This is a genomic window from Sedimentibacter sp. zth1, assembly GCF_017352195.1.
Lineage (GTDB): Bacteria > Bacillota > Clostridia > Tissierellales > Sedimentibacteraceae > UBA1535.
In genome coordinates, this window is record NZ_CP071445.1 from 2,558,335 (window position 1) to 2,578,033 (window position 19,699).

At 26.8% G+C, this 19,699-nt stretch carries 25 protein-coding genes and 1 pseudogene; 16 read left to right on the forward strand and 10 right to left on the reverse strand.

Features of this window, described 5'->3' with window-relative positions; all coding sequences use genetic code 11:
- The first annotated feature begins 290 nt into the window (after positions 1-290).
- The 3 genes and pseudogenes from JYG23_RS12210 (at position 291) to JYG23_RS14905 (ending at position 2,787) form a co-directional block, all read left to right on the forward strand.
- Positions 291-773 carry a hypothetical protein gene (locus JYG23_RS12210; RefSeq protein WP_207235948.1) on the forward strand — a complete coding sequence of 161 codons (483 nt, stop codon included), beginning with the start codon at positions 291-293 and terminating at the stop codon, positions 771-773.
- Between the two features lie 247 nt (positions 774-1,020).
- Positions 1,021-2,019, forward strand: a pseudogene (locus tag JYG23_RS14900) (DNA cytosine methyltransferase); the annotation flags it as partial.
- Between the two features lie 15 nt (positions 2,020-2,034).
- The gene (locus JYG23_RS14905) at positions 2,035-2,787 is read left to right on the forward strand and encodes an Eco47II family restriction endonuclease (protein WP_242631680.1); all 753 of its coding nucleotides are present in this window, start codon (positions 2,035-2,037) and stop codon (positions 2,785-2,787) included.
- A gap of 241 nt (positions 2,788-3,028) precedes the next feature.
- On the opposite strand, the gene JYG23_RS12220 is transcribed toward JYG23_RS14905, so the two are convergent.
- The 7 genes from JYG23_RS12220 to JYG23_RS12250 all read right to left on the reverse strand — a co-directional run bounded on the left by JYG23_RS12220 (position 3,029) and on the right by JYG23_RS12250 (position 9,887).
- Positions 3,029-6,358: a reverse transcriptase domain-containing protein gene (locus JYG23_RS12220; protein ID WP_207235950.1), complete on the reverse strand. Its 3,330-nt coding sequence runs from the start codon at positions 6,356-6,358 to the stop codon at positions 3,029-3,031.
- Complete coding sequence (locus tag JYG23_RS12225; RefSeq protein ID WP_207235951.1) at positions 6,345-6,935, reverse strand: hypothetical protein; 591 nt, start codon at positions 6,933-6,935, stop codon at positions 6,345-6,347. Before JYG23_RS12225 ends, JYG23_RS12220 begins: the two co-directional genes overlap by 14 nt.
- Before the next feature lie 468 nt (positions 6,936-7,403).
- Positions 7,404-7,565 carry a hypothetical protein gene (locus JYG23_RS12230; protein ID WP_207235952.1) on the reverse strand — a complete coding sequence of 54 codons (162 nt, stop codon included), beginning with the start codon at positions 7,563-7,565 and terminating at the stop codon, positions 7,404-7,406.
- A gap of 139 nt (positions 7,566-7,704) precedes the next feature.
- Positions 7,705-8,007 carry a helix-turn-helix transcriptional regulator gene (locus JYG23_RS12235; RefSeq protein ID WP_242631571.1) on the reverse strand — a complete coding sequence of 101 codons (303 nt, stop codon included), beginning with the start codon at positions 8,005-8,007 and terminating at the stop codon, positions 7,705-7,707.
- A gap of 327 nt (positions 8,008-8,334) precedes the next feature.
- Positions 8,335-8,490 (reverse strand): hypothetical protein, encoded by a 156-nt coding sequence (locus JYG23_RS12240; RefSeq protein ID WP_207235953.1) that lies wholly within the window; start codon positions 8,488-8,490, stop codon positions 8,335-8,337.
- Positions 8,468-8,995 (reverse strand): hypothetical protein, encoded by a 528-nt coding sequence (locus JYG23_RS12245; RefSeq protein ID WP_207235954.1) that lies wholly within the window; start codon positions 8,993-8,995, stop codon positions 8,468-8,470. Before JYG23_RS12245 ends, JYG23_RS12240 begins: the two co-directional genes overlap by 23 nt.
- A 367-nt stretch (positions 8,996-9,362) precedes the next feature.
- A complete protein-coding gene (locus JYG23_RS12250; protein WP_207235955.1) occupies positions 9,363-9,887 on the reverse strand; it encodes a GNAT family N-acetyltransferase in 525 nt (174 codons plus the stop codon).
- Positions 9,888-10,355: 468 nt separating this feature from the next.
- Between JYG23_RS12250 and JYG23_RS12255 the strand changes: the two genes are divergently transcribed.
- A complete protein-coding gene (locus JYG23_RS12255) occupies positions 10,356-10,778 on the forward strand; it encodes a MarR family winged helix-turn-helix transcriptional regulator (protein ID WP_207235956.1) in 423 nt (140 codons plus the stop codon).
- The gene (locus JYG23_RS12260) at positions 10,779-10,988 is read left to right on the forward strand and encodes a DUF2798 domain-containing protein (RefSeq protein ID WP_207235957.1); all 210 of its coding nucleotides are present in this window, start codon (positions 10,779-10,781) and stop codon (positions 10,986-10,988) included. It begins immediately after the preceding gene.
- A 910-nt stretch (positions 10,989-11,898) separates the two neighbouring features.
- Here the strand turns inward: JYG23_RS12260 and JYG23_RS12265 are convergent.
- Positions 11,899-12,042, reverse strand: a complete 144-nt coding sequence (locus JYG23_RS12265; RefSeq protein WP_207235958.1) for a hypothetical protein — start codon at positions 12,040-12,042, stop codon at positions 11,899-11,901.
- Between the two features lie 122 nt (positions 12,043-12,164).
- Complete coding sequence (locus JYG23_RS12270; protein WP_207235959.1) at positions 12,165-12,542, reverse strand: helix-turn-helix domain-containing protein; 378 nt, start codon at positions 12,540-12,542, stop codon at positions 12,165-12,167.
- A 139-nt stretch (positions 12,543-12,681) separates the two neighbouring features.
- Between JYG23_RS12270 and JYG23_RS12275 the strand changes: the two genes are divergently transcribed.
- A complete protein-coding gene (locus JYG23_RS12275) occupies positions 12,682-12,945 on the forward strand; it encodes a helix-turn-helix transcriptional regulator (protein WP_207235960.1) in 264 nt (87 codons plus the stop codon).
- 49 nt (positions 12,946-12,994) lie between these two features.
- On the opposite strand, the gene JYG23_RS12280 is transcribed toward JYG23_RS12275, so the two are convergent.
- Positions 12,995-13,234: a helix-turn-helix domain-containing protein gene (locus JYG23_RS12280; protein WP_207235961.1), complete on the reverse strand. Its 240-nt coding sequence runs from the start codon at positions 13,232-13,234 to the stop codon at positions 12,995-12,997.
- Between the two features lie 86 nt (positions 13,235-13,320).
- On the opposite strand from JYG23_RS12280, the gene JYG23_RS12285 reads away from it, so the two are divergent.
- The 10 genes from JYG23_RS12285 (at position 13,321) to JYG23_RS12330 (ending at position 19,698) form a co-directional block, all read left to right on the forward strand.
- On the forward strand, positions 13,321-13,542 hold the full coding sequence (locus JYG23_RS12285) for a helix-turn-helix domain-containing protein (RefSeq protein WP_207235962.1): 222 nt from the start codon (positions 13,321-13,323) through the stop codon (positions 13,540-13,542).
- 108 nt (positions 13,543-13,650) lie between these two features.
- On the forward strand, positions 13,651-13,875 hold the full coding sequence (locus tag JYG23_RS12290) for a hypothetical protein (RefSeq protein ID WP_207235963.1): 225 nt from the start codon (positions 13,651-13,653) through the stop codon (positions 13,873-13,875).
- Positions 13,876-14,422: 547 nt separating this feature from the next.
- The gene (locus tag JYG23_RS12295) at positions 14,423-14,854 is read left to right on the forward strand and encodes a single-stranded DNA-binding protein (RefSeq protein WP_207235964.1); all 432 of its coding nucleotides are present in this window, start codon (positions 14,423-14,425) and stop codon (positions 14,852-14,854) included.
- 16 nt (positions 14,855-14,870) lie between these two features.
- Entirely contained in the window at positions 14,871-15,116 is a 246-nt protein-coding gene (locus JYG23_RS12300; RefSeq protein WP_207235965.1) for a hypothetical protein, read from the forward strand.
- Positions 15,117-15,207: 91 nt separating this feature from the next.
- Positions 15,208-15,657, forward strand: coding sequence for a RadC family protein (locus JYG23_RS12305; protein ID WP_207235966.1), 450 nt, complete (start codon positions 15,208-15,210; stop codon positions 15,655-15,657).
- Between the two features lie 77 nt (positions 15,658-15,734).
- Positions 15,735-16,169 (forward strand): DUF5348 domain-containing protein, encoded by a 435-nt coding sequence (locus JYG23_RS12310; protein ID WP_207235967.1) that lies wholly within the window; start codon positions 15,735-15,737, stop codon positions 16,167-16,169.
- A gap of 410 nt (positions 16,170-16,579) precedes the next feature.
- The gene (locus tag JYG23_RS12315; protein ID WP_207235968.1) at positions 16,580-17,314 is read left to right on the forward strand and encodes a hypothetical protein; all 735 of its coding nucleotides are present in this window, start codon (positions 16,580-16,582) and stop codon (positions 17,312-17,314) included.
- Positions 17,315-17,320: 6 nt separating this feature from the next.
- Entirely contained in the window at positions 17,321-17,836 is a 516-nt protein-coding gene (locus tag JYG23_RS12320; protein WP_207235969.1) for a DUF5697 family protein, read from the forward strand.
- A gap of 73 nt (positions 17,837-17,909) precedes the next feature.
- On the forward strand, positions 17,910-18,689 hold the full coding sequence (locus tag JYG23_RS12325) for a ParA family protein (RefSeq protein WP_207235970.1): 780 nt from the start codon (positions 17,910-17,912) through the stop codon (positions 18,687-18,689).
- Between the two features lie 10 nt (positions 18,690-18,699).
- Entirely contained in the window at positions 18,700-19,698 is a 999-nt protein-coding gene (locus JYG23_RS12330; protein ID WP_207235971.1) for a ParB N-terminal domain-containing protein, read from the forward strand.
- Position 19,699 lies beyond the last annotated feature (1 nt).

Here is a 19,699-nt window from a genome sequence, read left to right on the forward strand (position 1 = left end):
TTAGAATTAACAAAAATAAACCAAAACTAGAACTTATAAACTAAATTATTTATTACATAGTAAAATTTATAGTAATTGCATATCTGATTATTTGGTGTTAGTATACATATATAACATATATTAGCATAATGTAATCAAAAATAGATAAGTATTTAAAGCTGATTATTTGACAGAAGATGCTGTTAAAGTTCTTTATGCTGCAAAAACTAATCCGTCATATTAGCAAAGACTTGTAGATGATGCTATAGAACAAAATACAATAATAAAAATACATACGAGGAATTTTAAATATGAAAAAACTAAAAAAACTAAGCGTTATAATAATAGTAGCATTTATTATTTTTACTAGCTTATACCTTTATAAATTGATAAACAAGCCATATATTATACTGAAACAAGTATCAAATAGCTATATATATCAAATAGAAATTAAAGATAACGATAAACTTGTAACAAAAGATTTTTCTATAGATATGGCTGATAATAAGCAAAGTGAATCTATAATAGAAATTATTTACGACAATCTATTTAAGAAAGTTATTTTTATTAATGAAAAGAAAGTAGAAACAAATAATATACGCATTAAAGTTGCGGATATACCATTATCTAGTAGTGAAAAAATACATTCATCATTTGTAATCACTATTTATGAAAATGGATATGTTTATATTGAAAGTTCAGATGATGTTGGTTTAGAAACAGGTTATTATAAAATTTTCAAAAATAATTATAACAAAATTTATGAAAAATTAAAGGAAACTTGCTACAACTGACTGTCAGGTCAATTTGAGGTGCTATTTTAAATATGTATACTAGGCATTCAAATGGGTATATCTGTGTATTATTACCAGAAACTAGTTGTGAGGAATATAATATTTTATTAGATAGAGTTACGTTAGTAGGAACATTAGAAAATGATAAAATGGTTTTTTTTAGTTCTTATATATAGAATAATTTTATTACAAATAGTATTTATACGTGGTATAATAAAAAGGATATTTTATATAGGAGGAGCAAAAAGTGGCGTATAAATCATTAGAATTATTTGCAGGTGCAGGTGGACTAGCACTTGGACTTGAGCAGGCAGGATTTGAGCATATTGGATTAATTGAATTTGATAAATATGCTGCTGAAACATTAAGGTATAATAGACCTACATGGAATGTGTTATGTGAAGATGTTGAAGTTGTAGCTAATAGAGACTTAGAAAAAGAATTTGACGTTAAAAAAGGTGAGTTAGATTTATTATCAGGAGGAGCACCATGTCAGAGTTTTAGTTATGCTGGTAAAAGATTAGGTCTAGAAGATATTAGAGGTACTATGTTTTATCATTATGCGACATTTTTAATGAAACTTCAACCAAAGATGTTTTTATTTGAAAATGTTAAAGGGCTATTAACTCATGATGGTGGAAAAACGTATGAAACAATCTTAAACATATTCGAAGACGAAGGGTATAAGACGGTATATAAAGTTTTGAATGCTTGGGATTATGGAGTTGCACAAAAAAGAGAGCGATTGATAACAGTAGGTATAAGAAATGATTTATCTAATAAAATTAGTTATTCTTTTCCTCAAAAACACAAATACAAACCTGTTTTAAGAGATGTTTTGCAAGATGTTCCAAATAGTGAGTGTGCAAAATATTCTAAGTCAAAAGAAGCAATATTTGCTTTAGTACCACCAAGCGGATATTGGAAACATATAGATCCAGTTATTGCTAAAGAATATATGAAAAAATGTTGGGATATGGGTGGAGGTAGAACTGGTATCCTCAGACGACTTAGTTATGATGAACCATCATTAACAGTCTTAACTACTCCTCAAATGAAACAGACTGAAAGATGTCATCCAGAAGAGAATAGACCTTTTAGCATAAGAGAAAATGCTAGAATACAATCATTTCCGGATGAGTGGGAATTTAAAGGTAACATAAGTGCGAAATATAAGCAAATAGGTAATGCTGTACCATGCAATTTAGCAAAAGAAATAGGCATTTCGATAATAAGTAAGTTAAAAGAGGTTGAAGAAAATATGTATGATTTAGATTTTATTTCTCAAGAAAATTTTGAAAAACATGTAGCAAATACAATTAAAGAATATAAGGATGTTCTTAAATCAATTGACATAACAAAGTTTAATAGAAATATAATTGACCCAATTAAATTGTTATTTGATAAAAATGTTTTTAGGACAAGTTTCGAAGAAATTATTGATATAGAGCTCCATAGACAAAGAGATAAATCAAATAATAATTCTATAGGTTATTTTCATCAAAATATTTTTAAATATATAAATAATTGTACAGTGCCCAAACAAGGCTGGGATGTAATAGTTAAAATTCCTAATGAACCTATAATTTATGTTGAGATGAAAAACAAACATAATACTATGAACTCATCTTCTGCTCAAAAAACATATTTGCAAATGCAAAATCAAATATTGCATAGTCCAAATGATATATGTTATTTAGTAGAAGTTATTTCAAAATGTTCTAGAAATATTTCATGGGGGTGTTCTGTAAATCATAACCACCTAGAAGATGAAAGAATAAGAAAAGTTTCTATAGATAAATTTTATGAAATTGTTACTGGTGATAAAGATGCATTCTGTAAATTATGTATGCAATTACCTAAAACAATAGAAAAACTAATTAGCAATAGTAATGATTTATCAGTTCAGCAAGATACTGTGGTTGATGGATTGAAAAATATAAATCCAGATATGTTAAAAGCACTTTATTTACTTGCATTTAATACTTATGAAGGATTTAATTCACTAGGATAATTAAAAATATACGGTTTGAAAAATTAAAAGAACTATGTTAATATAAATAGCTCTTTATTATGGTTCTATAATAAATGCTGAGATGATGAAATTATTTTTCATGCACCCCAACATTTATTATAGACCCTTATATTTGTATAGTTGTCTTTTGTTTGACACTTACTATTAAATAGCAATGCTATTGGGCTTGGCTTGATGTTTACATATATAAAATAAACATTATGCTAAATTGGTGATTTGTTTATTTTATATATTCAAAAACAGTATCAAGATATTTTTGTGATATAGCGCCTGTATTTTGCATATGAATTTTCAAATATATATCAGTATCAAAATTGTTATCTTGATTTCGTGATAAATATTTGCTTATTGCTTGAAGTTCGTTAATCAACCATTCATTTTTGTTACACATCCATTTACACATAAAATTACATTGCCCTTTGCATTCTGATACTGCATTTTCCATTTTGCTAAGCATTTTCAAGCTTATTTCGTCTTTGCCACTGCTTAATTCATACTCTATATTCTTGCATTTTTTTGCATTTTCAATGGACATTAAATTCTGTGAATTCAGATACAAATGTACTTCTATTTTTTCATTAAAAAAAGATTTATTTAAATAAGTTACAATTTCATCATTCTTTTCTGGATTATAATAATATTTGCTTCTTATATTACAAGTATCAATTGCTGCATGAGAAATCCAATGAAATTGTGAAGTTTCATTCATTTGCTCTATATTAAGTTTCATAATATTTAAACTTACCCTATCCTTTGACATATCCATAAGATCTGCAAGTCTCAATAAAATCATTAAGAACTTAATATTAATAGCTTCACTTTGTCCTTTTGATTTTAGTCCATAAACATCATTTTCATCAAATCCATGTGCTGCTGATACGTTAGCAACAATATTTTTGATTGCACAGTCAATGTAATCCAAATCGCAAGTTTTTTTTATGAAATAAGCACTATTATTAGCATGCTTCGAGCGTATATCATTTTCAAAAAATGAATCTACTTTTTTATAGCAATCTAATATAAATTTCTTAACTAATAAATTTTCCGGAATATTCTTTTTTTCTTCTTGGATATTTTTGTATCTTTCTTTCCATTCTGTAAACAATACCTCTGCATCATATTCATTTATAATAAATGAATTAAAGTTAGGTTGCAATATCATTGATATGTCATGTAGATAGCAAGCCAAAAATAAAACATAATAGTCTATTGATTTAATTTTTAAAAAATCTATTGATTTACATATTGATACAGTGAAACGTATCAGTTCAACTGAATGTTCTTGATTATGCAAAGTATAAAAATATAAATGTTTTGAACCATTTTTCCAAACACTCATTATATATTTATGTGTAATGATTAATTGATCAATATAGTCAGGGTCTTTTACATAAGTTCTAAATATTGTTAGTACTTCCATTATTGAATAATCAATTTTATCGTAAGTATGATACTTTTTTGTGTCAATCATAATTGTTTCTATAAAAGATATTATTTTATTGAAATTCGAATATTTATTGCGCACATACATTAAAATTCTTAATTCATAATACTCCAAAGTTCTATTATCTAATTTGAGCATAATAGGTTTATTGGAAATACCAACAGAAAATATCTTCGAGAACAAACAATTCAAAGCTATTCTTTTAAATTCATTAGAATTATTTATGATAAATTTGGTATATTTATTAAAAGAATATCCAAAAAACATAATTGTATTATTCTTATCGGTAGTATAAATATCTTTTTTATCTTGTCTATCTTTTTTATCTTGTCTAATCATTTCTAAGACATCATCTAAAATACGTTCTCTAGAATATTTTCTATATTTTTTTATATATTTACAATCCATATATTGTAAAGAAGTATACTCATTATAAATTTCTGTAAGCTCAATATTAAATTTTAAAGTGTTAGAATAATATAAATTTTCTTCTGGTATTGTTTTTGACAGTTTATTTTCAAAATCAGATATAGATTTATATATTTCTTGCTTGTCAGAATTTGTGTTGGCGAATTTTAAAAACAAACTAGCTTCTGCAGCAAATATATCTTCATCAAATTTATTAAAAATATTTTTAACTTCTTCATCCGTAAAATCACTTTGTTTGTTAATATTATATTTTTTATAGTAATCATCCAAATCTGTATTTTCAAAATCATCGTGACTAAATTTTATTATTTTTAAGCGATACAAAAAAAATTTTTTATATCTTTTTAGCAATTTCAAATATGAAGTTAATGACTCAATTTCATTGGTAACTAAGGTAGTCGACTTAATATTATTAATTTTCTCATTTATAAATTCTATTTCTTTTTCAATTGCTTGCGAAAATAAATGCGTTTTTTCACGAATAGTCTCATCTTGCAATTCGTCTATTGCAGTTGCAATATCAAAAGAAACTGTAGATGTACCTAAATTTATTTGTTTCAAAAATCTTCTTCCATATTTTTTATCATGTTGCATGTCTGATGATATACTTTTACCGTTTTCATGTATTTTAATTTTATAATGATTGAAAGTATTTTCTTCACAATGTTCTTTAATAGTTTTTGTAAATATCTCATTAATTTTAGTATTAAGTGTAATAATAACACTTTCAAAATTTTTGCTTTTTGCATTTTCGTTGTTTGTATATATTACAGAGTCATCAACATAATAGAAAGCTTTGCCATCAAATTTTTTGCTAATTTCTTTTGCAATTTCAGCCATGCAAATATTTCCAAAATAATATGCTTGAGGTAGTCCTTGCGGTATACCTAATGAGGGATAAACCTTTTTTTTGATCAAGATATTCAGATTCGCAAGTTCATCTTCAAAATATGTTTCTCCTAGCGGGTAATAAGATTTGTAGCTTCTCTTAATATTTTTGATATTAAAAAATAGCAATTTTTTCAATATGGTTTTGAGGTCTTCAGCATCATCTTGAAACACTACTGATAGCTTATTAAAAAGAATATTATATATAATTTCTGGATTTATTGAAGGAAAAAAGTTTTCTAAATCTAAACAAACTTCATACTTATATTCACCTGTTTTTTCATAAGTGTTATAAGCATCAATAACATCTTGACTATATTCTTTATATTTAGCATGCCAATCATAGAATATATTTTTTACGTCAGTTGACGGTATATTACCATAAAAGTTTGATGGTAATAACTCGCTAATATCAGATAATTTTCTTTGACCTTTGGAATCATCAAATGCTATTATATTAAGCAAAGATACAATGCAGATTTGTGTTGTCAAATCTGCAGTATGAATTGGTCTATATTCGATTTTTTTGTCTTTATATTTTTTCATTTTAAAATATATTTGTATATCAAAAAGTTTGCCCGTATTTAATATCTCTTTTAGTTGATTTTTACAATTATTTATAACTGTGTCAATAAGATCAAAATTATATTTATCCTGTAATTGTTCAAATAGCTTTCTATCTGTTTTAGACATCAATCCCTTTTCAAAAACATATGAATTAAGTGAATAGATTGCATTATAGATATTTTGAGAAGATGTTACACTTTTAAAAAGTTTATTCTCTTTCATTATTTTTCATCCTTTCTATAATTTCATCACAATCATCTATAAAAAGTTGTATCTTTTTCCTCATTTGATTTTGTTCATCAGTATTGTAGAACAACATGTGAAAATTATTATAAAATAACCTTATAGTACTTGCTTTTTTAATACTATATAAATCATTGCAAATAATATATTTACTTGTTTTATTTTTTATTTCATTTAGCTCTGATTGTATTATTTTAGTTGATTGCAATAAACTACACAATTCAGCATAGCTAAATCCTTTGTTTTTAAACAATGATGTAGTGATGATATAGTCATCAATGACAGCAAACCAATACCCATTTTTATATTTTAGAGTTTTAAAACCATTGATCAAGCTATTACATACATCAAATTTATTTTTCAACACATCGATATTATTTTTGAACTTGTCTAACAAATCCAAAATATATGTTTTATTATAAAAATAATTAGGGTTTGATGTAAGAAATAAGTTAAACAATTTAATTATGGTATCATCAGATAAGTCTAATTTCATTCCATTATCAATTATTTTACAATCAATTGCTTTTGCATCAATACCATTTGTTTTATCCATTTTTATTTCCTCCTGATAACAATGATGTAAACAACACAATTACCTTTATGTTACTACTATATACATTTTTTAACAATAAATTATTTGTTAGAAATATGATTGTACATTCTAAAACAAGTAAAGAATTTAAAGTTGTCAAGTGCCACTGGGGATGCATACCTTTAGTTGTGTGAATAATTTTGTAAAACTTTAAGCTATTGAATATGTAATTTAATATTTATTTTGCTTTTTCAATTGCTTACAATGAATTAATATCATTTATGTCTAAATCAATTTTATTACCACCTATATGTCTCATGTAATATTTTTTCATATTTTCACTCATTAAATCATAAAGTATTTCATCTGGATCATCTACAACATAATTTCTACTTTGTATAGGATGATTTACTATATCTTAATTATATATTTTTATAGTTTTTTGCGTGCAAATAGTGTTTTCTATTTTCTATTTTCTTTTTTGTTTCTTTAATTTTTTCTCCATCCTATATTTATCCAACAGCACAATGTTTTCACATTTTGAAAATTTTCTTCAGTTTTTAGTATTTCTAGATATTCTAATAATTTTTTTTTATTTTCTTCAGTTAAATTATCAATATCATTAAGTAGTAAGTGGTCATTTTTCTTCATATATGCCCCTGATTTTGCAAAATGTGACATTGATAAGCGAAAAATAAACCTACAGCTTCTATTAGATGTAGGTAAAAATACGTTATGTTAAAGTATAAGCTATCAAATATATGTTTAAAACTTTATTTTGCTTCTTTATCTAAGTTTTTGTTATTTTCTTCTTTGGTTGAATTAATAATAAATTTATGTATTTAATAAATCTATCCTGACTCTTATCTGAAAAGTTTTCAAATTCTGATACTATTTTATCAGTATCGTATTCAACTGGTTGTTTATTTACTTCAGGATTATCTGTTCTGCCAAGCAAATAATCAACAGAACACTCAAGATAGTTGGCGATTTTAGCAAGATTTTCAGATTTAGGAGTTGAACCTCCAGATTGTATAGAAGATAATGTATTTTTGCTTAAATTACATCTATCTAAAAGTAATTTAATTTGCATATTCTTTTGTTTAGCAATAGCTTTAATTCTATTAGCAATAAAATTTGATTCATGTATAATAAACTCCTGTTCAAAATCCCAAAAAATTTGGATAAAATATAATTGTAATCAAACTAAACAATCATGTGATGCTATTATAAAACCACAAAAAATTTTCTATAAATCTATTGACTGTCTGCTGGAACAGATAGTTGATAGATAAAAATACAATCATTACCAAAAGTATAACAGAAAAATACTCAAAAGTGAATTATTTTTATTGACAAGTAATAATAAAAACTAACACTGTCCCCAGTGGGGACAGATAAAAAATTTATTTTTTTGCTTCTATGTTGTTTGCTTTTTCAAAGTTGATAGTTCTGTAATTGGGTAAAATTTTAAAGTTTTCTTTTTTATAGTTTCTTTTAAACTAGTTGAAAAATCAGTATCTTCTATTGTGCTGTGATTGAATTTTATAAACCTAAAAACTAAAAAAATCGACAAACGCTTCATTTTCTTTCTCACTCTCTTTCCTTCTAATTTCAATTGAAGAAAATACATTCTGTGTTTGTTGCGATGTTAATAATTCCTCAGGAGAATAAGATGTAATATCACCTTCATCATCTCTACAATATATATACTTATCATCAATATTAAATACTGATAGTTTAGGAGGAGATGGCAACTTCTCTTTAGATTTTAAAATCACTATGTCACCTTTATTAAATTTATTAATATTTTCATTTGGTGGGTTTTTATATGTATCAAATTCCTTTTTTAGTTTACTATGTTTTTTAATTAGTATAATTAAATTCCATAAAACAACTATACTTATTATTAAAAAGAAAATTATTATTGGTAAACTTATTGTGATACTTATAGTAGATATACTTTTAAATAAACTAAGTATTCTTGTTATAATAAAACCTACTATAATTAAAATTATATTTTTAAAATTATCTTTCACTAAATCTCTGACACTTTCACCTAGCAATTTTTTAATCTTCACATTTTACCTCCTTCACTACACTTAATGTTTAGTTCATATATGAATTGATATGAAATATTAATAATTAGTTTTAAAATTAAAGTATATTACCACTAAATAGTGCTCAATTTCACCTAACGGTCTGGTGTTCACGACGTTTCCCAACGTTACAGGTAGTTCTCAAACCTTAGATAACTCTTATCTTAGGTTTGAGACTGCCGACTCGGTTAGCTGGGGAATGTGGTGCTGACTTACCTTATCAACGTTCTTCTCGGCACCCTTGCGTGAACATATTGTTAGATGTTGGACTAATGTAAACTTCTTGACTCTCTATCATTTTTTATTTAATAGATTAACTTCATATTATGCTCATATATCGTATCAATAATTAAAACTCCTTCTTATAAATCAACATTCCATTTCCATAGGGATCATCCTCAGCTCCAAATTCTTTATCCACGAATTTGTATCCGTTTTTTTCTAAAACTCTAACAGAAGACTTATTACCATTCATTACACGACCATATAAAACATTTATTCTAAATGTCTCAATTATATATTCTGTCATTGCTTTTAAAACTTCTGTGGCATAGCCTTTCCCACTATACTTTTTACAAATTGTATAGCCGATCTCAACCTCTTCATTATTTCCTTCAACTTCGTTTACACCTGTATCTCCTACCAAGTCTCCTGTTTCTTTTAACTCAACAGCTAATACATATGGCAAATGCTTATTATTCACACAATTTATATAAAAATCAATAGCATCTTTCGCCTCAATAATATCCGCATAGCTTTCGTTTGGGATCCATTTCTTTACTTCATCTTCCATATGATTTTTATATAAAGATTGTGCATCCTCTATTTTGAATTTCCTAATTTTCAAATGCTCTGTTTCAAATATATAATCCATCTTTCTTCTCCTTAAAACTCTATTCTTATTATTTATAAATAATCTTTGCTAACTTAATAGCTATTTTAAATACTATAAACTATATTTAATTTATCCCTAAAAATACACTCTGAAATTACATTAGTCTTTCGTCTAACGGTCTGTGTTCACGACGTTTCCCAGCGTTACAGGTGTTCTGCGACCCTAGATAACTCCTATCTTGGGTTGCAGGGCACCGACTCGGTTAGCTGGGGAATGTGGTGCTGACTTTCCCCTAGCTGGCTTGTCTACTTTGACTTTCTCTACCAGGTGACGCTCCCTCTGGCACCCGTAGCTGTAACATGTTGTTAGGTGTTGAAATAGTATAAGCTACCTGACTATCATCCAATCAAAAAGTATTATCTTTTAACTTTTTATTTTTTAATTGACTTGTCAACTCAATTAAGATAAAATAATAATTGACTAGTCAATTCAATTGGAGGTTTTATTATGAATTACGTTAGTGCAAAACAAATTTCTATGTTATACAGAAAATTTCAAAAATATATAAACAATAATTTAAAGAAATATGATATTGGATCATCTGAATATTCATATCTTTTACTGCTTTATGAAAACAATAATATGTTATCTCAAGATGATCTACACAAACTATCTAATATTGATAGAGCAGCAGTTACTAGAGCTATTTCTTCATTAGAGAAAAAAGGTTATGTTATTAAAAGTTCAAGTAAAACTAATTCAAGACACAATATTATAGAATTAACTGATAAAGCAATTTCAATAAAAACCAACATATTTGATGTCATAAATAAATGGAATAAGCTTATTCACAGTGACATTTCAACAGAAAAACTTAATATTACTATTGATTCACTAAATAAAATGTTAAAAAACACGGAGGAAAATTAAATGAAAAAAAAATTACTTGTAGCATTTATAACTTCAATTTTAATGGCTATGCTTATGTCATTTGTAATGACTGTGTCTAAAATTGGTTTTAATAAAAACCTTATCACAGCATGGCTAAATTCTTGGTTTATCGGAATCATTGTAGCATTTCCTTTATCTTTCTTTTTACCACCTTTTATAAATAAGATAATTAACAAATTCATTGATTAACTAAATAGCAATAAGGATAGTGATATTTTGACTTAAAGTATTGCTATTTTATTATACTATTTTTTCACCTAACGGTCTTGTGTTCCCGACGTTTCCCAGCGTTACAGGTGTTCTGCGACCCTAGATAACTCCTATCTTGGGTTGCAGGGCACCGACTCGGTTAGCTGGGGAATGTGGTGCTGACTTTCCCACTGCTGGCTTGTCTACTTTGACTCCCTATCCAGCTAACGTTCCTCTAGCACCCGAAGCGGGAACATATTGTTAGATGTTGTAATTACAAGTGACCCTAGCAAAACCTTGTTAATGCAACTAACTCATATTTGTATATGTTTATAAATCTTTTTTTGAAAATTTACATTTCTTCCGTTTATTATATATTTTCTTCTAACTCATTTAACACTTTTTAACTAAAATATATAATTTCTTCTTTTATCACAGAATTTTAAAAAATTTCTTTTAAAGTTTGTAATTCCGCAATAACTTTTTTAATCATAAGTTTTATATTTCAATTTCTTTTCATTTTCCTTATTCTATGTTGAAATATAAATACTTATCGCTTCTTTCAAACAGCTAACTAACTAGTTTCAAACTTTATTATCCTTTTTGATACATAATATAATTTCATGTTCTTTCGAAATTCTATTATACTTTTTTAAAATTCATATAATCAAATTAGATCAATTCAATAAATTTTCAAAATCTATTATATCTGCTTTTATTTATAAACATCACTCTTCTATCTTTCTTTTACAAATATGTGTTTCGTTATACATGCCACTACCTTTAAATATTAAATTAAAGTATATACTTTTGTTGCCTAAAAGATTGTAATTATGTCATCTAACTACTACTTTCACAAACCAATGGTTCGCTAAAGTGGCTTAAATTATATTTATTGTGAATAATAGTTTCATAACTCATTATCGTTCTTATTATTTAATTCTTGAAAATTTTCTTCTTTTTCAAGTAACTTCAAGTATTTTAATAATTTTTTTTTATTTTCTTCAGTTAAATTATCAATATCATTAAGTAGTATGTGGTCATTTTTCTTCATATATGAACCTAATTATGCAAAATGTGACATTGATAAGCGAAAAATAAACCTACAGCTTTTATTAGATGTAGGTAAAAATACGTTATGTTAAAGTATAAGCTATCAAATATATGTTTAAAACTTTATTTTGCTTCATTATCTATGTTTTTGTTATTCTCTTCTTTTTGTTGAATTAATAGTAAATTCATGTATTTAATAAAACTATCTTGACTCTTATCTGATAAGTTTTCAAATCTTTCTATTATTTCATCAGTATCATGTTCAACTGGTTGGATATTTACTTCAGGATTATCTGTTCTGCCAAGTAAATAGTCTACAGAGCAATCAAGATAATCGGCGATTTTAGCAAGATTTTCAGATTTAGGAGTTGAACCTCCAGATTGCATGGAAGACAATGTATTTTTGCTTAAATTACATTTATCTAAAAGTAATTTAATTTGCATATTCTTTTTTTTAGCAATAGCTTTAATTCTATTAGCAATGAAATTCGATTCATACATAATAAACTCCTGTTTTAAATCCCAAAATATTTGGATAAGTTCTTGACAATCCCAAAACATTGGGATAAAATATAATTGTAATTAAAAGTAGCCATCAATTATATTGTAAAAATTGTTTAGTTGCTTTTAAGGTGGTGATATGTTGCATAATAAAATAAAAATAGAACGAAAAAACATATGTTTAACTCAATATCAAAAGGCAGATATGTTAAAAGTGTCATTAAGAACATATCAAAGGATAGAGAGTAATCAAACTAAACCATCATGTGGTGCTATTAAAAACTACAAAAATTTTTCAACAAATCTATTGACTGTCTGCTGGAACAGACAGTTGATAGATAAAAATATAATCGTTATCAAAAGTATAACAGAAAAATACCCAAAAGTGAATTATTTTTATTGACAAGTAATAATAAAAACTGACACTGTCCCCACTGGGGACAGATAAAAATTTATTTTTTTAGATTAGGATTATCTGGTTTATCAGAACGACCAGTTAGATAATCTAAAGATACATTAAAGTAGTCGGCTATTGAAATAAGTACATCAACTGAAGGTGTTGAAAGTAATTTTTCGTATTGACTAATGGCTTGCTTTGATACACCTACACTATTTGCTAAATCTTTAGCTAAAACATTATTGTCAGTTCTTAGTTTTATTAATTTACTTGAAAAAATATTTCTATTAAACAAAAATAGCCCCCTTGACAATCAAGTGAGAATTGACTATAATAAACATAGGTCAAGTGACACTTGACTAAAGTTTGAAAGGATAAAAAATGAAGTTATTAAAAATTAGACAAGAACGCATTAAAAAATGTTGGACTTTGAGTTATGTTGCTAAGCAAATAGGTACAACAAAACAAACTGTTCAATATTTTGAAACAGAAAAAATTAAACCATCGTATGAAGTTCTTGTAAAACTTGAAAATTTATTTAACCTTTCTCATAGGGATTTGTTCGAGCAAGTCCCTAATGAAAACATTTTATCAGAAAAATAGAAAAATTGAAAGAACAAAAAGTGTTAATGATTTTTATATCAACATATAGAAAAATAATTTCGACAATATATTACATCAAATGAGTATAAGAAAAAAGGAGTATGAAAATTGAAAAAAGAAAAAACATTAAGATATAACATATTACTTTTGAATTGCTTTAATTCATTAAAAAACAAAATGAAATCTAATACACATAAACATGAAATAGTTATTGGTGGGCTTGGTACAGGAAAAACATACAAAAATGTCAGAGTAGAGGAAGATCAATTTTTATTTGCAAATAAAAACAAAAACATACACTGTCCCCACTGGGGACAAGTAAAAATTATTTAACTTAGTTGCAATATTTCAATAAAATTACTTCGCATAGCTCCCCCAAATATTATTGCAATTAAATTAAACCTTTTTAAGTAAGTAATATAAAAAGGGTTAAGAGGACATTGATAATTTAATAGTTGTTTTAAATACGTTCTGCATGTAGCCTGCAAGATGGGAAGCTGTGTAGTAATTACGCCAATGGCACTTTTAGTACTGCGAATAAATGATTAACTACTAACCACATTTGACAAAGTGGTGCGATGATCTACATGTGGAAATAATGATACTTCCGTTTAGTCATGCTCTTTTAAAAGGATGAAATGAGGACGGCTCGGCATAAGAATGCAGAGAATGCTGGTTATAACGACTGACAGACGTTATAACCGGTGTTATGAAGTCAAGTCAAAGACTGTTTAAAACATTGATTATGTATTATCAACATAAATATTTCCTAAAACTATGCATTTAGCAAATATTTATGTTGATAAGTCTTAACTAAATTATTTATTAAAATACACTCTTATATTTAAGAGAAAACAACAAAACAAAGGAGTTAAGAATTATGAATAATGTACAATTAAGTGGAAGATTAACTAAGGATGTGGATTTAAAGTATTTACAAGATGGAAAAGCCGTATCAAAATTTAATTTAGCAGTTGATATGGGACTATCTAAGACAAAGAAAAAAGAATTAGAAAAAAAGAATAAGGCAACAGCAGAATTTATACCAATAATAGCTTATGGTAAAATTGCTGAAAACGTAGCAAATTATTTAGAAAAAGGTTCACAAGTATTAATTAATGCGAGAATTCATACAGCAAGATATGAAAAAGATGGAGAAAACAGATTTATAACACAAATAATAGCGCAGAATGTTGAGTTCATCGGTAGTAAAAAGAAGGATAACAATACATCAGATGATGTGCCTTCAATATTTGAAAGTAATGATGGATGTTTCTTGGACAATCCCAATGATGAAGGTTTTACGGAATAAATTGAAGGAGTAAAAAATGAAAAGAATTAATCTAGAGTGTAGCAATTGTGGGAGTAATGATTTTGAGGTAGAAATACAAGATATGATACCTACTGGATTAGCAATTTCTTGTAACGTTTGCGGTTGCATTACTCCTTTGGTTGTTAAAGGTAAACGTGAAATACTAGCAATAAACAATGAGAAAGCGTCTGATTTGTACGATTTATCATTTCGTGAAGATATTACAGATAAAATGATAAACAATATTAAAAATAATAAGTAGACAATAAGCACAAGCTCTATAGTTAAATTATACTATAGAGCTAATTTTTTTAAGAAAAATTACAACTCATAGATGAGGAAGGAAATTGAAAATGATGGAAATTACAAAATATAGAATAGAATTAGTAAGAGAAAATAGTAAGTTATATGATATAGCTAATGACAAAGCAACAACACCAGAAAGTGTATACGAAATAATAAAGGATAGGTTTAATATTAGTAGTTTGGCAGAAGAAATATTTGGGATATTATGTTTAGACACAAAAAATAACATTGTTGGAACATTTCAAGTGTCTCATGGTAATTTGGATGGCTGTACAGTACATCCAAGAGAAATATTCAAAAGGGCAATGTTAGTGAACTCGGCATCCATTATATTATTTCATAATCATCCAAGCGGTGAACCTGAGCCCTCTAAAGAGGATAAAAATGTAACCAATAGACTCATTGAAGCTGGAAAAATCTTAGGAATTAGAATTCTAGATCATATTATAGCATGTGATAGTTATTTTCTAAGCTTCAAAGAGCATGGATATTGTTAATAAACATAAAATTAGGCTCTTATATATAAAGATATGTAAGAGCTTTTCAACTTATTAAAATAAGGAAGGTTAATATTATGAAATCAAAAGAAGTTATGAATGATTTAAGTAAAATAGCTATATGTATAAATAATCTTTTTGAAAAAACTACTAGTAGTAGTTTTGATGATTTGGATGAAAATATTCAGTATGAAGATGATCCAAATGATAGAATGTTGAGCTGTGAAATATATTATATATTAGAGAAATTAGATGATGTTAAGCATACATTAGATTACATAAATAAGAATGTAAAATCTGAAGGCTGTCTAATGAAAAATTCAAATGATAGATACGAGTTAAATAATTTTGAATTTCATTGTGGTTATTCTATAGAAGCTTTAATATATGATAGTGACATCGAAAAAGATTGTTGGGTGCATAGTAGAATTGAACATGATGGAGAAAGATATTATTTAGTTGGACATAATGATTTAGTACTAGATGGAGTAAGAGCTAGAATAAGATACTAAATAATTTAGAGCAAATAAATAACACTTGTGTTATAATAAAGAAAAAGTGACGAAGTCACGTAGTCCAGAAGAAACGGAAACCATCACCCAGTGAACCGAGTTTGGGAGGTTCACGAAAAAGGGTGATAGGTTTTGAGCAAAAAAAAGTAAGTGAGGAACGAGCGGAACTTTTTAAGCGAATAGTTTCTTATGGACTACGGTATATTTTTGAAGGAACTGAAAAAAATAATATTTAAATTTTAACAAAATTTAAACAAAGACCAGTGTAAAAAGATGAACCGAACCCCTGCAAGGTACATGGTTCATTTTTTTACACTGGTTTTACTATAAAAGTAGCTCATAAGAACTGCTTTTTTTATTATAAAATACAATGTCTCCAAAGGAGACAATAGAAAAGGGAGTAAAGGTTTATGGAAAAAGTTAAAGAGAAAAAGAAAAAAATACTTAAAGGAATAATCATTGGTAAAGAAATCATCGGAGAAAAAATATATGCACATGTTTCATGTGTAGACGGATTTATAGGAAAGGTTTTAATAGAAGAAAATGAGTTACACGATTTTGATGTAAGAGACAAAGTTGGCTTATTATTAGGTGCAGAAATAGAATTTAAAATTGATAATAATTATGATGAAGAATTAGGAGCATATATAGGAAGTAGAAAACAAGCTAATGAAATTTTACAAAAACGACTTGAAAAATTATCCGTTGGTTATGAAACTAATGCATCAATAATTATTGTTGCAAAAAATAATATTATAGTAAATATATATGGTAATGATGTAAAAATAAAAGCGAAAGATTTAAAATTAGGTTGGATTGAAGATTTAAGAGAAAGGCTGAAAATCGGACAAGATATAAAAGTAAAAATAGTATCTATAGAACCTTTAAAATTAGAAGTAATTAATAAAAAGAAAACATTTCATGCTGATAAATATAAAATAGGAAATGAATACGTTGCAAAAATAGTAGGTGCACCTGAATTTGGCATTATAGCAGAAATAGAAAACAATAGACAAGTTTTGTGTTATCACGTTGACTGGAAGGATGAACCTAAAGTAGGTGAATATATTGTTATTCAGATAAGTGATGTAAAACCAGAAGAAGAAAAGACATATGGTTATGTTAAAAGAAGAATAAGGAGATAATTCTTTATGGAACTTACTAAAAAAGAAGGAGAAATACTGGATTTTATAAAAAAATATAAGTGCTGCAAAAAAGAGCATATACAAGCTTTTATTGATGTAGCACAACTTGATAAAAGGTTAATTCGTCTTGTATGGAGAAATGAAATAATTATTGAAGACGAAATAATCAAACTGAAAGAAAATAATGTTGATTTAGAAGGAATGCGTGAACAGCTAAATATGATAAAAGTTCTTGATGTTGTTACTCTTCTAAAAAATGAAGGTAGAATTAAAGAAATAGAGATTATGGATCTTCCATATTACATAATGGCTCGTTCTGCAAAAAAAGACGTTTATATGTATTTTACTTTCGTTAATAAGGGTTTAGAAATGATAAAATTAAAACTTATTGATAATGAAAATAAAGGAAATACAATGTTAATTCTAGAAAATAGCACACAGATAGAATATCTTAAAATACTTACAACAAAAGTAAAAAAGGTTATTATTTACGAGGATTTTTTAAAAACAAATCAAATATAACAACTCAAAAACATCCCTGCTTGGGACAGCAGAAGAGGAAAAAGTATAAGTATAATATAAGGAGATATAAAATATGAGTAAAATAATAAGCATTATTAATCAAAAAGGTGGAGTAGGAAAAACAACAACAACTATTAACTTAGGAGTAGCATTAGCAAAGTTAGATAAAAAAGTTTTATTAGTGGATTTTGATCCTCAAGCAAATTTAACAATTGGTCTTGGATTTGATCCAGATGAAATAAAAAATACAATATCAAGCATGATAAGAAAAAGAATTGCAGATGATAACTGTGAAATAAACATAGTTGATTACATATTAAAAGCTGAAAATTTAGATATAATACCTAGTGATATAGGTTTATCAGGAATTGAGATGTTGTTATTTAATACAATGAATAGAGAAAATGTTTTTAAAAATATCATAGAGGAAATAAAAGTTAACTACGATTACATACTGATAGATTGTATGCCTAGCTTGAACATATTACCAATAAATGCTTTGGTTGCATCTGACAGTGTTATAATACCTGTTCAAGCGCATTTTTACTCACTTACAGGTATGGAACAACTTTTTGAAACAATAAAAAAAGTTAGAAGGCAAATAAATAGAAATTTGGAGATAGAGGGTGTACTACTAACCATGTATGATAGTAGAACTAGCCTAAGTCGAGAAGTTGAAAAAACACTTAAAAGCATATATGGAGAAACAATAAACATATTCAAAAACAAAATAGTCATATCAACAAAAGCAGCAGAAGCACCATCACAAGGGAAAAGTTTATTAAGTTATCAACCAAGAGCAGAAGCAGCAAAAAATTATCATATGCTTGCAGAAGAACTGCTAAGTATATAGAGGTGTTAAAATGGAAGGTAAATTAGGATTAGGAAACAGATTAAAAAAAATAAATCCATTAGATGATGTGTTTGGTATAGAAAACAATCAAAGTGAACAAATAGAGCAAATACCTATTGATATGCTTGTACATTATATAGAACATAAATTCAAACTATATTCTGGACAAAGAAAGCAGGATTTAGTTCAAAGTATAAAAACTCATGGGATTTTAACACCAATAATTGTAACGCCAAGTCAAAATGAACAGTACATGATACTAGCAGGACACAATAGAACAGAATGTGCAAAAGAAGCAGGATTAAAAGAAATTCCAGCTAAAATAATTAAAAACATAACAAAATTACAAGCTAAGCAAATAGTGATAGAAACAAATCTATTTCAAAGGTCGTTTAGTGAACTACCAACATCAGAAAAAGCGGAGATAATCTCAGACTATTACGAACTAAAAAAAGAAAATGGCGAAAATATATCAGATATAGAAACGGAAATACAAAAACTATCTGAATTGTCCCCAGTGGGGACAGAAGATAAAAAAGCTAGTGTGTCCCCACTGGGGACAAGACAAATTGGACAAAAATACAGTTTGTCAAAAAATACAATAGCTAGACTTTTAAGAATACATAAATTAGTAGCAGAACTAAAAGAAAAAATAGATGCAGAAGAAATATCACTAAGAGCAGGAGTTGACTTATCATATCTTTTACAAAATGAACAACACATAGTAGTAGAAATAATAAATCAACATGATATAAAAATTGATATGAAAAAATCAGCACAATTAAAAATGCTAAAAAAAGAGTTGCAGCAATTAGAAGAACAGGATATAAAAACTATATTGCTAGCAAGTAGTAGCAATCAAAGTAATGTACAAAAAAAGATAAAACCTATAAAAATAAAAAGAAAGTTGATAGAAAAATACTTTAAAAAAGAACAAGATGAGGATGAAATACAGAACATAGTAGAAAAAGCATTAGAAAAATATTTTGAAGAAGGTGATATTTATTAGC

Coding starts and splice junctions, on each gene's coding strand:
- JYG23_RS12210 (WP_207235948.1), top strand. CDS start 291: ATGAAAAAACTAAAAAAACTAAGCGTTATAATAATAGTAGCATTTATT.
- JYG23_RS12330 (WP_207235971.1), top strand. CDS start 18,700: ATGGAAGGTAAATTAGGATTAGGAAACAGATTAAAAAAAATAAATCCA.
- JYG23_RS12225 (WP_207235951.1), bottom strand. CDS start 6,935: ATGGATAAAACAAATGGTATTGATGCAAAAGCAATTGATTGTAAAATA.
- JYG23_RS12275 (WP_207235960.1), top strand. CDS start 12,682: ATGTTGCATAATAAAATAAAAATAGAACGAAAAAACATATGTTTAACT.
- JYG23_RS14905 (WP_242631680.1), top strand. CDS start 2,035: ATGTATGATTTAGATTTTATTTCTCAAGAAAATTTTGAAAAACATGTA.
- JYG23_RS12320 (WP_207235969.1), top strand. CDS start 17,321: ATGGAACTTACTAAAAAAGAAGGAGAAATACTGGATTTTATAAAAAAA.
- JYG23_RS12270 (WP_207235959.1), bottom strand. CDS start 12,542: ATGTATGAATCGAATTTCATTGCTAATAGAATTAAAGCTATTGCTAAA.
- JYG23_RS12250 (WP_207235955.1), bottom strand. CDS start 9,887: ATGGATTATATATTTGAAACAGAGCATTTGAAAATTAGGAAATTCAAA.
- JYG23_RS12310 (WP_207235967.1), top strand. CDS start 15,735: ATGAAATCAAAAGAAGTTATGAATGATTTAAGTAAAATAGCTATATGT.
- JYG23_RS12235 (WP_242631571.1), bottom strand. CDS start 8,007: ATGCAAATTAAATTACTTTTAGATAGATGTAATTTAAGCAAAAATACA.
- JYG23_RS12230 (WP_207235952.1), bottom strand. CDS start 7,565: ATGAAGAAAAATGACCACTTACTACTTAATGATATTGATAATTTAACT.
- JYG23_RS12315 (WP_207235968.1), top strand. CDS start 16,580: ATGGAAAAAGTTAAAGAGAAAAAGAAAAAAATACTTAAAGGAATAATC.
- JYG23_RS12325 (WP_207235970.1), top strand. CDS start 17,910: ATGAGTAAAATAATAAGCATTATTAATCAAAAAGGTGGAGTAGGAAAA.
- JYG23_RS12300 (WP_207235965.1), top strand. CDS start 14,871: ATGAAAAGAATTAATCTAGAGTGTAGCAATTGTGGGAGTAATGATTTT.
- JYG23_RS12285 (WP_207235962.1), top strand. CDS start 13,321: ATGAAGTTATTAAAAATTAGACAAGAACGCATTAAAAAATGTTGGACT.
- JYG23_RS12265 (WP_207235958.1), bottom strand. CDS start 12,042: ATGAAGAAAAATGACCACATACTACTTAATGATATTGATAATTTAACT.
- JYG23_RS12305 (WP_207235966.1), top strand. CDS start 15,208: ATGATGGAAATTACAAAATATAGAATAGAATTAGTAAGAGAAAATAGT.
- JYG23_RS12295 (WP_207235964.1), top strand. CDS start 14,423: ATGAATAATGTACAATTAAGTGGAAGATTAACTAAGGATGTGGATTTA.
- JYG23_RS12255 (WP_207235956.1), top strand. CDS start 10,356: ATGAATTACGTTAGTGCAAAACAAATTTCTATGTTATACAGAAAATTT.
- JYG23_RS12260 (WP_207235957.1), top strand. CDS start 10,779: ATGAAAAAAAAATTACTTGTAGCATTTATAACTTCAATTTTAATGGCT.
- JYG23_RS12220 (WP_207235950.1), bottom strand. CDS start 6,358: ATGAAAGAGAATAAACTTTTTAAAAGTGTAACATCTTCTCAAAATATC.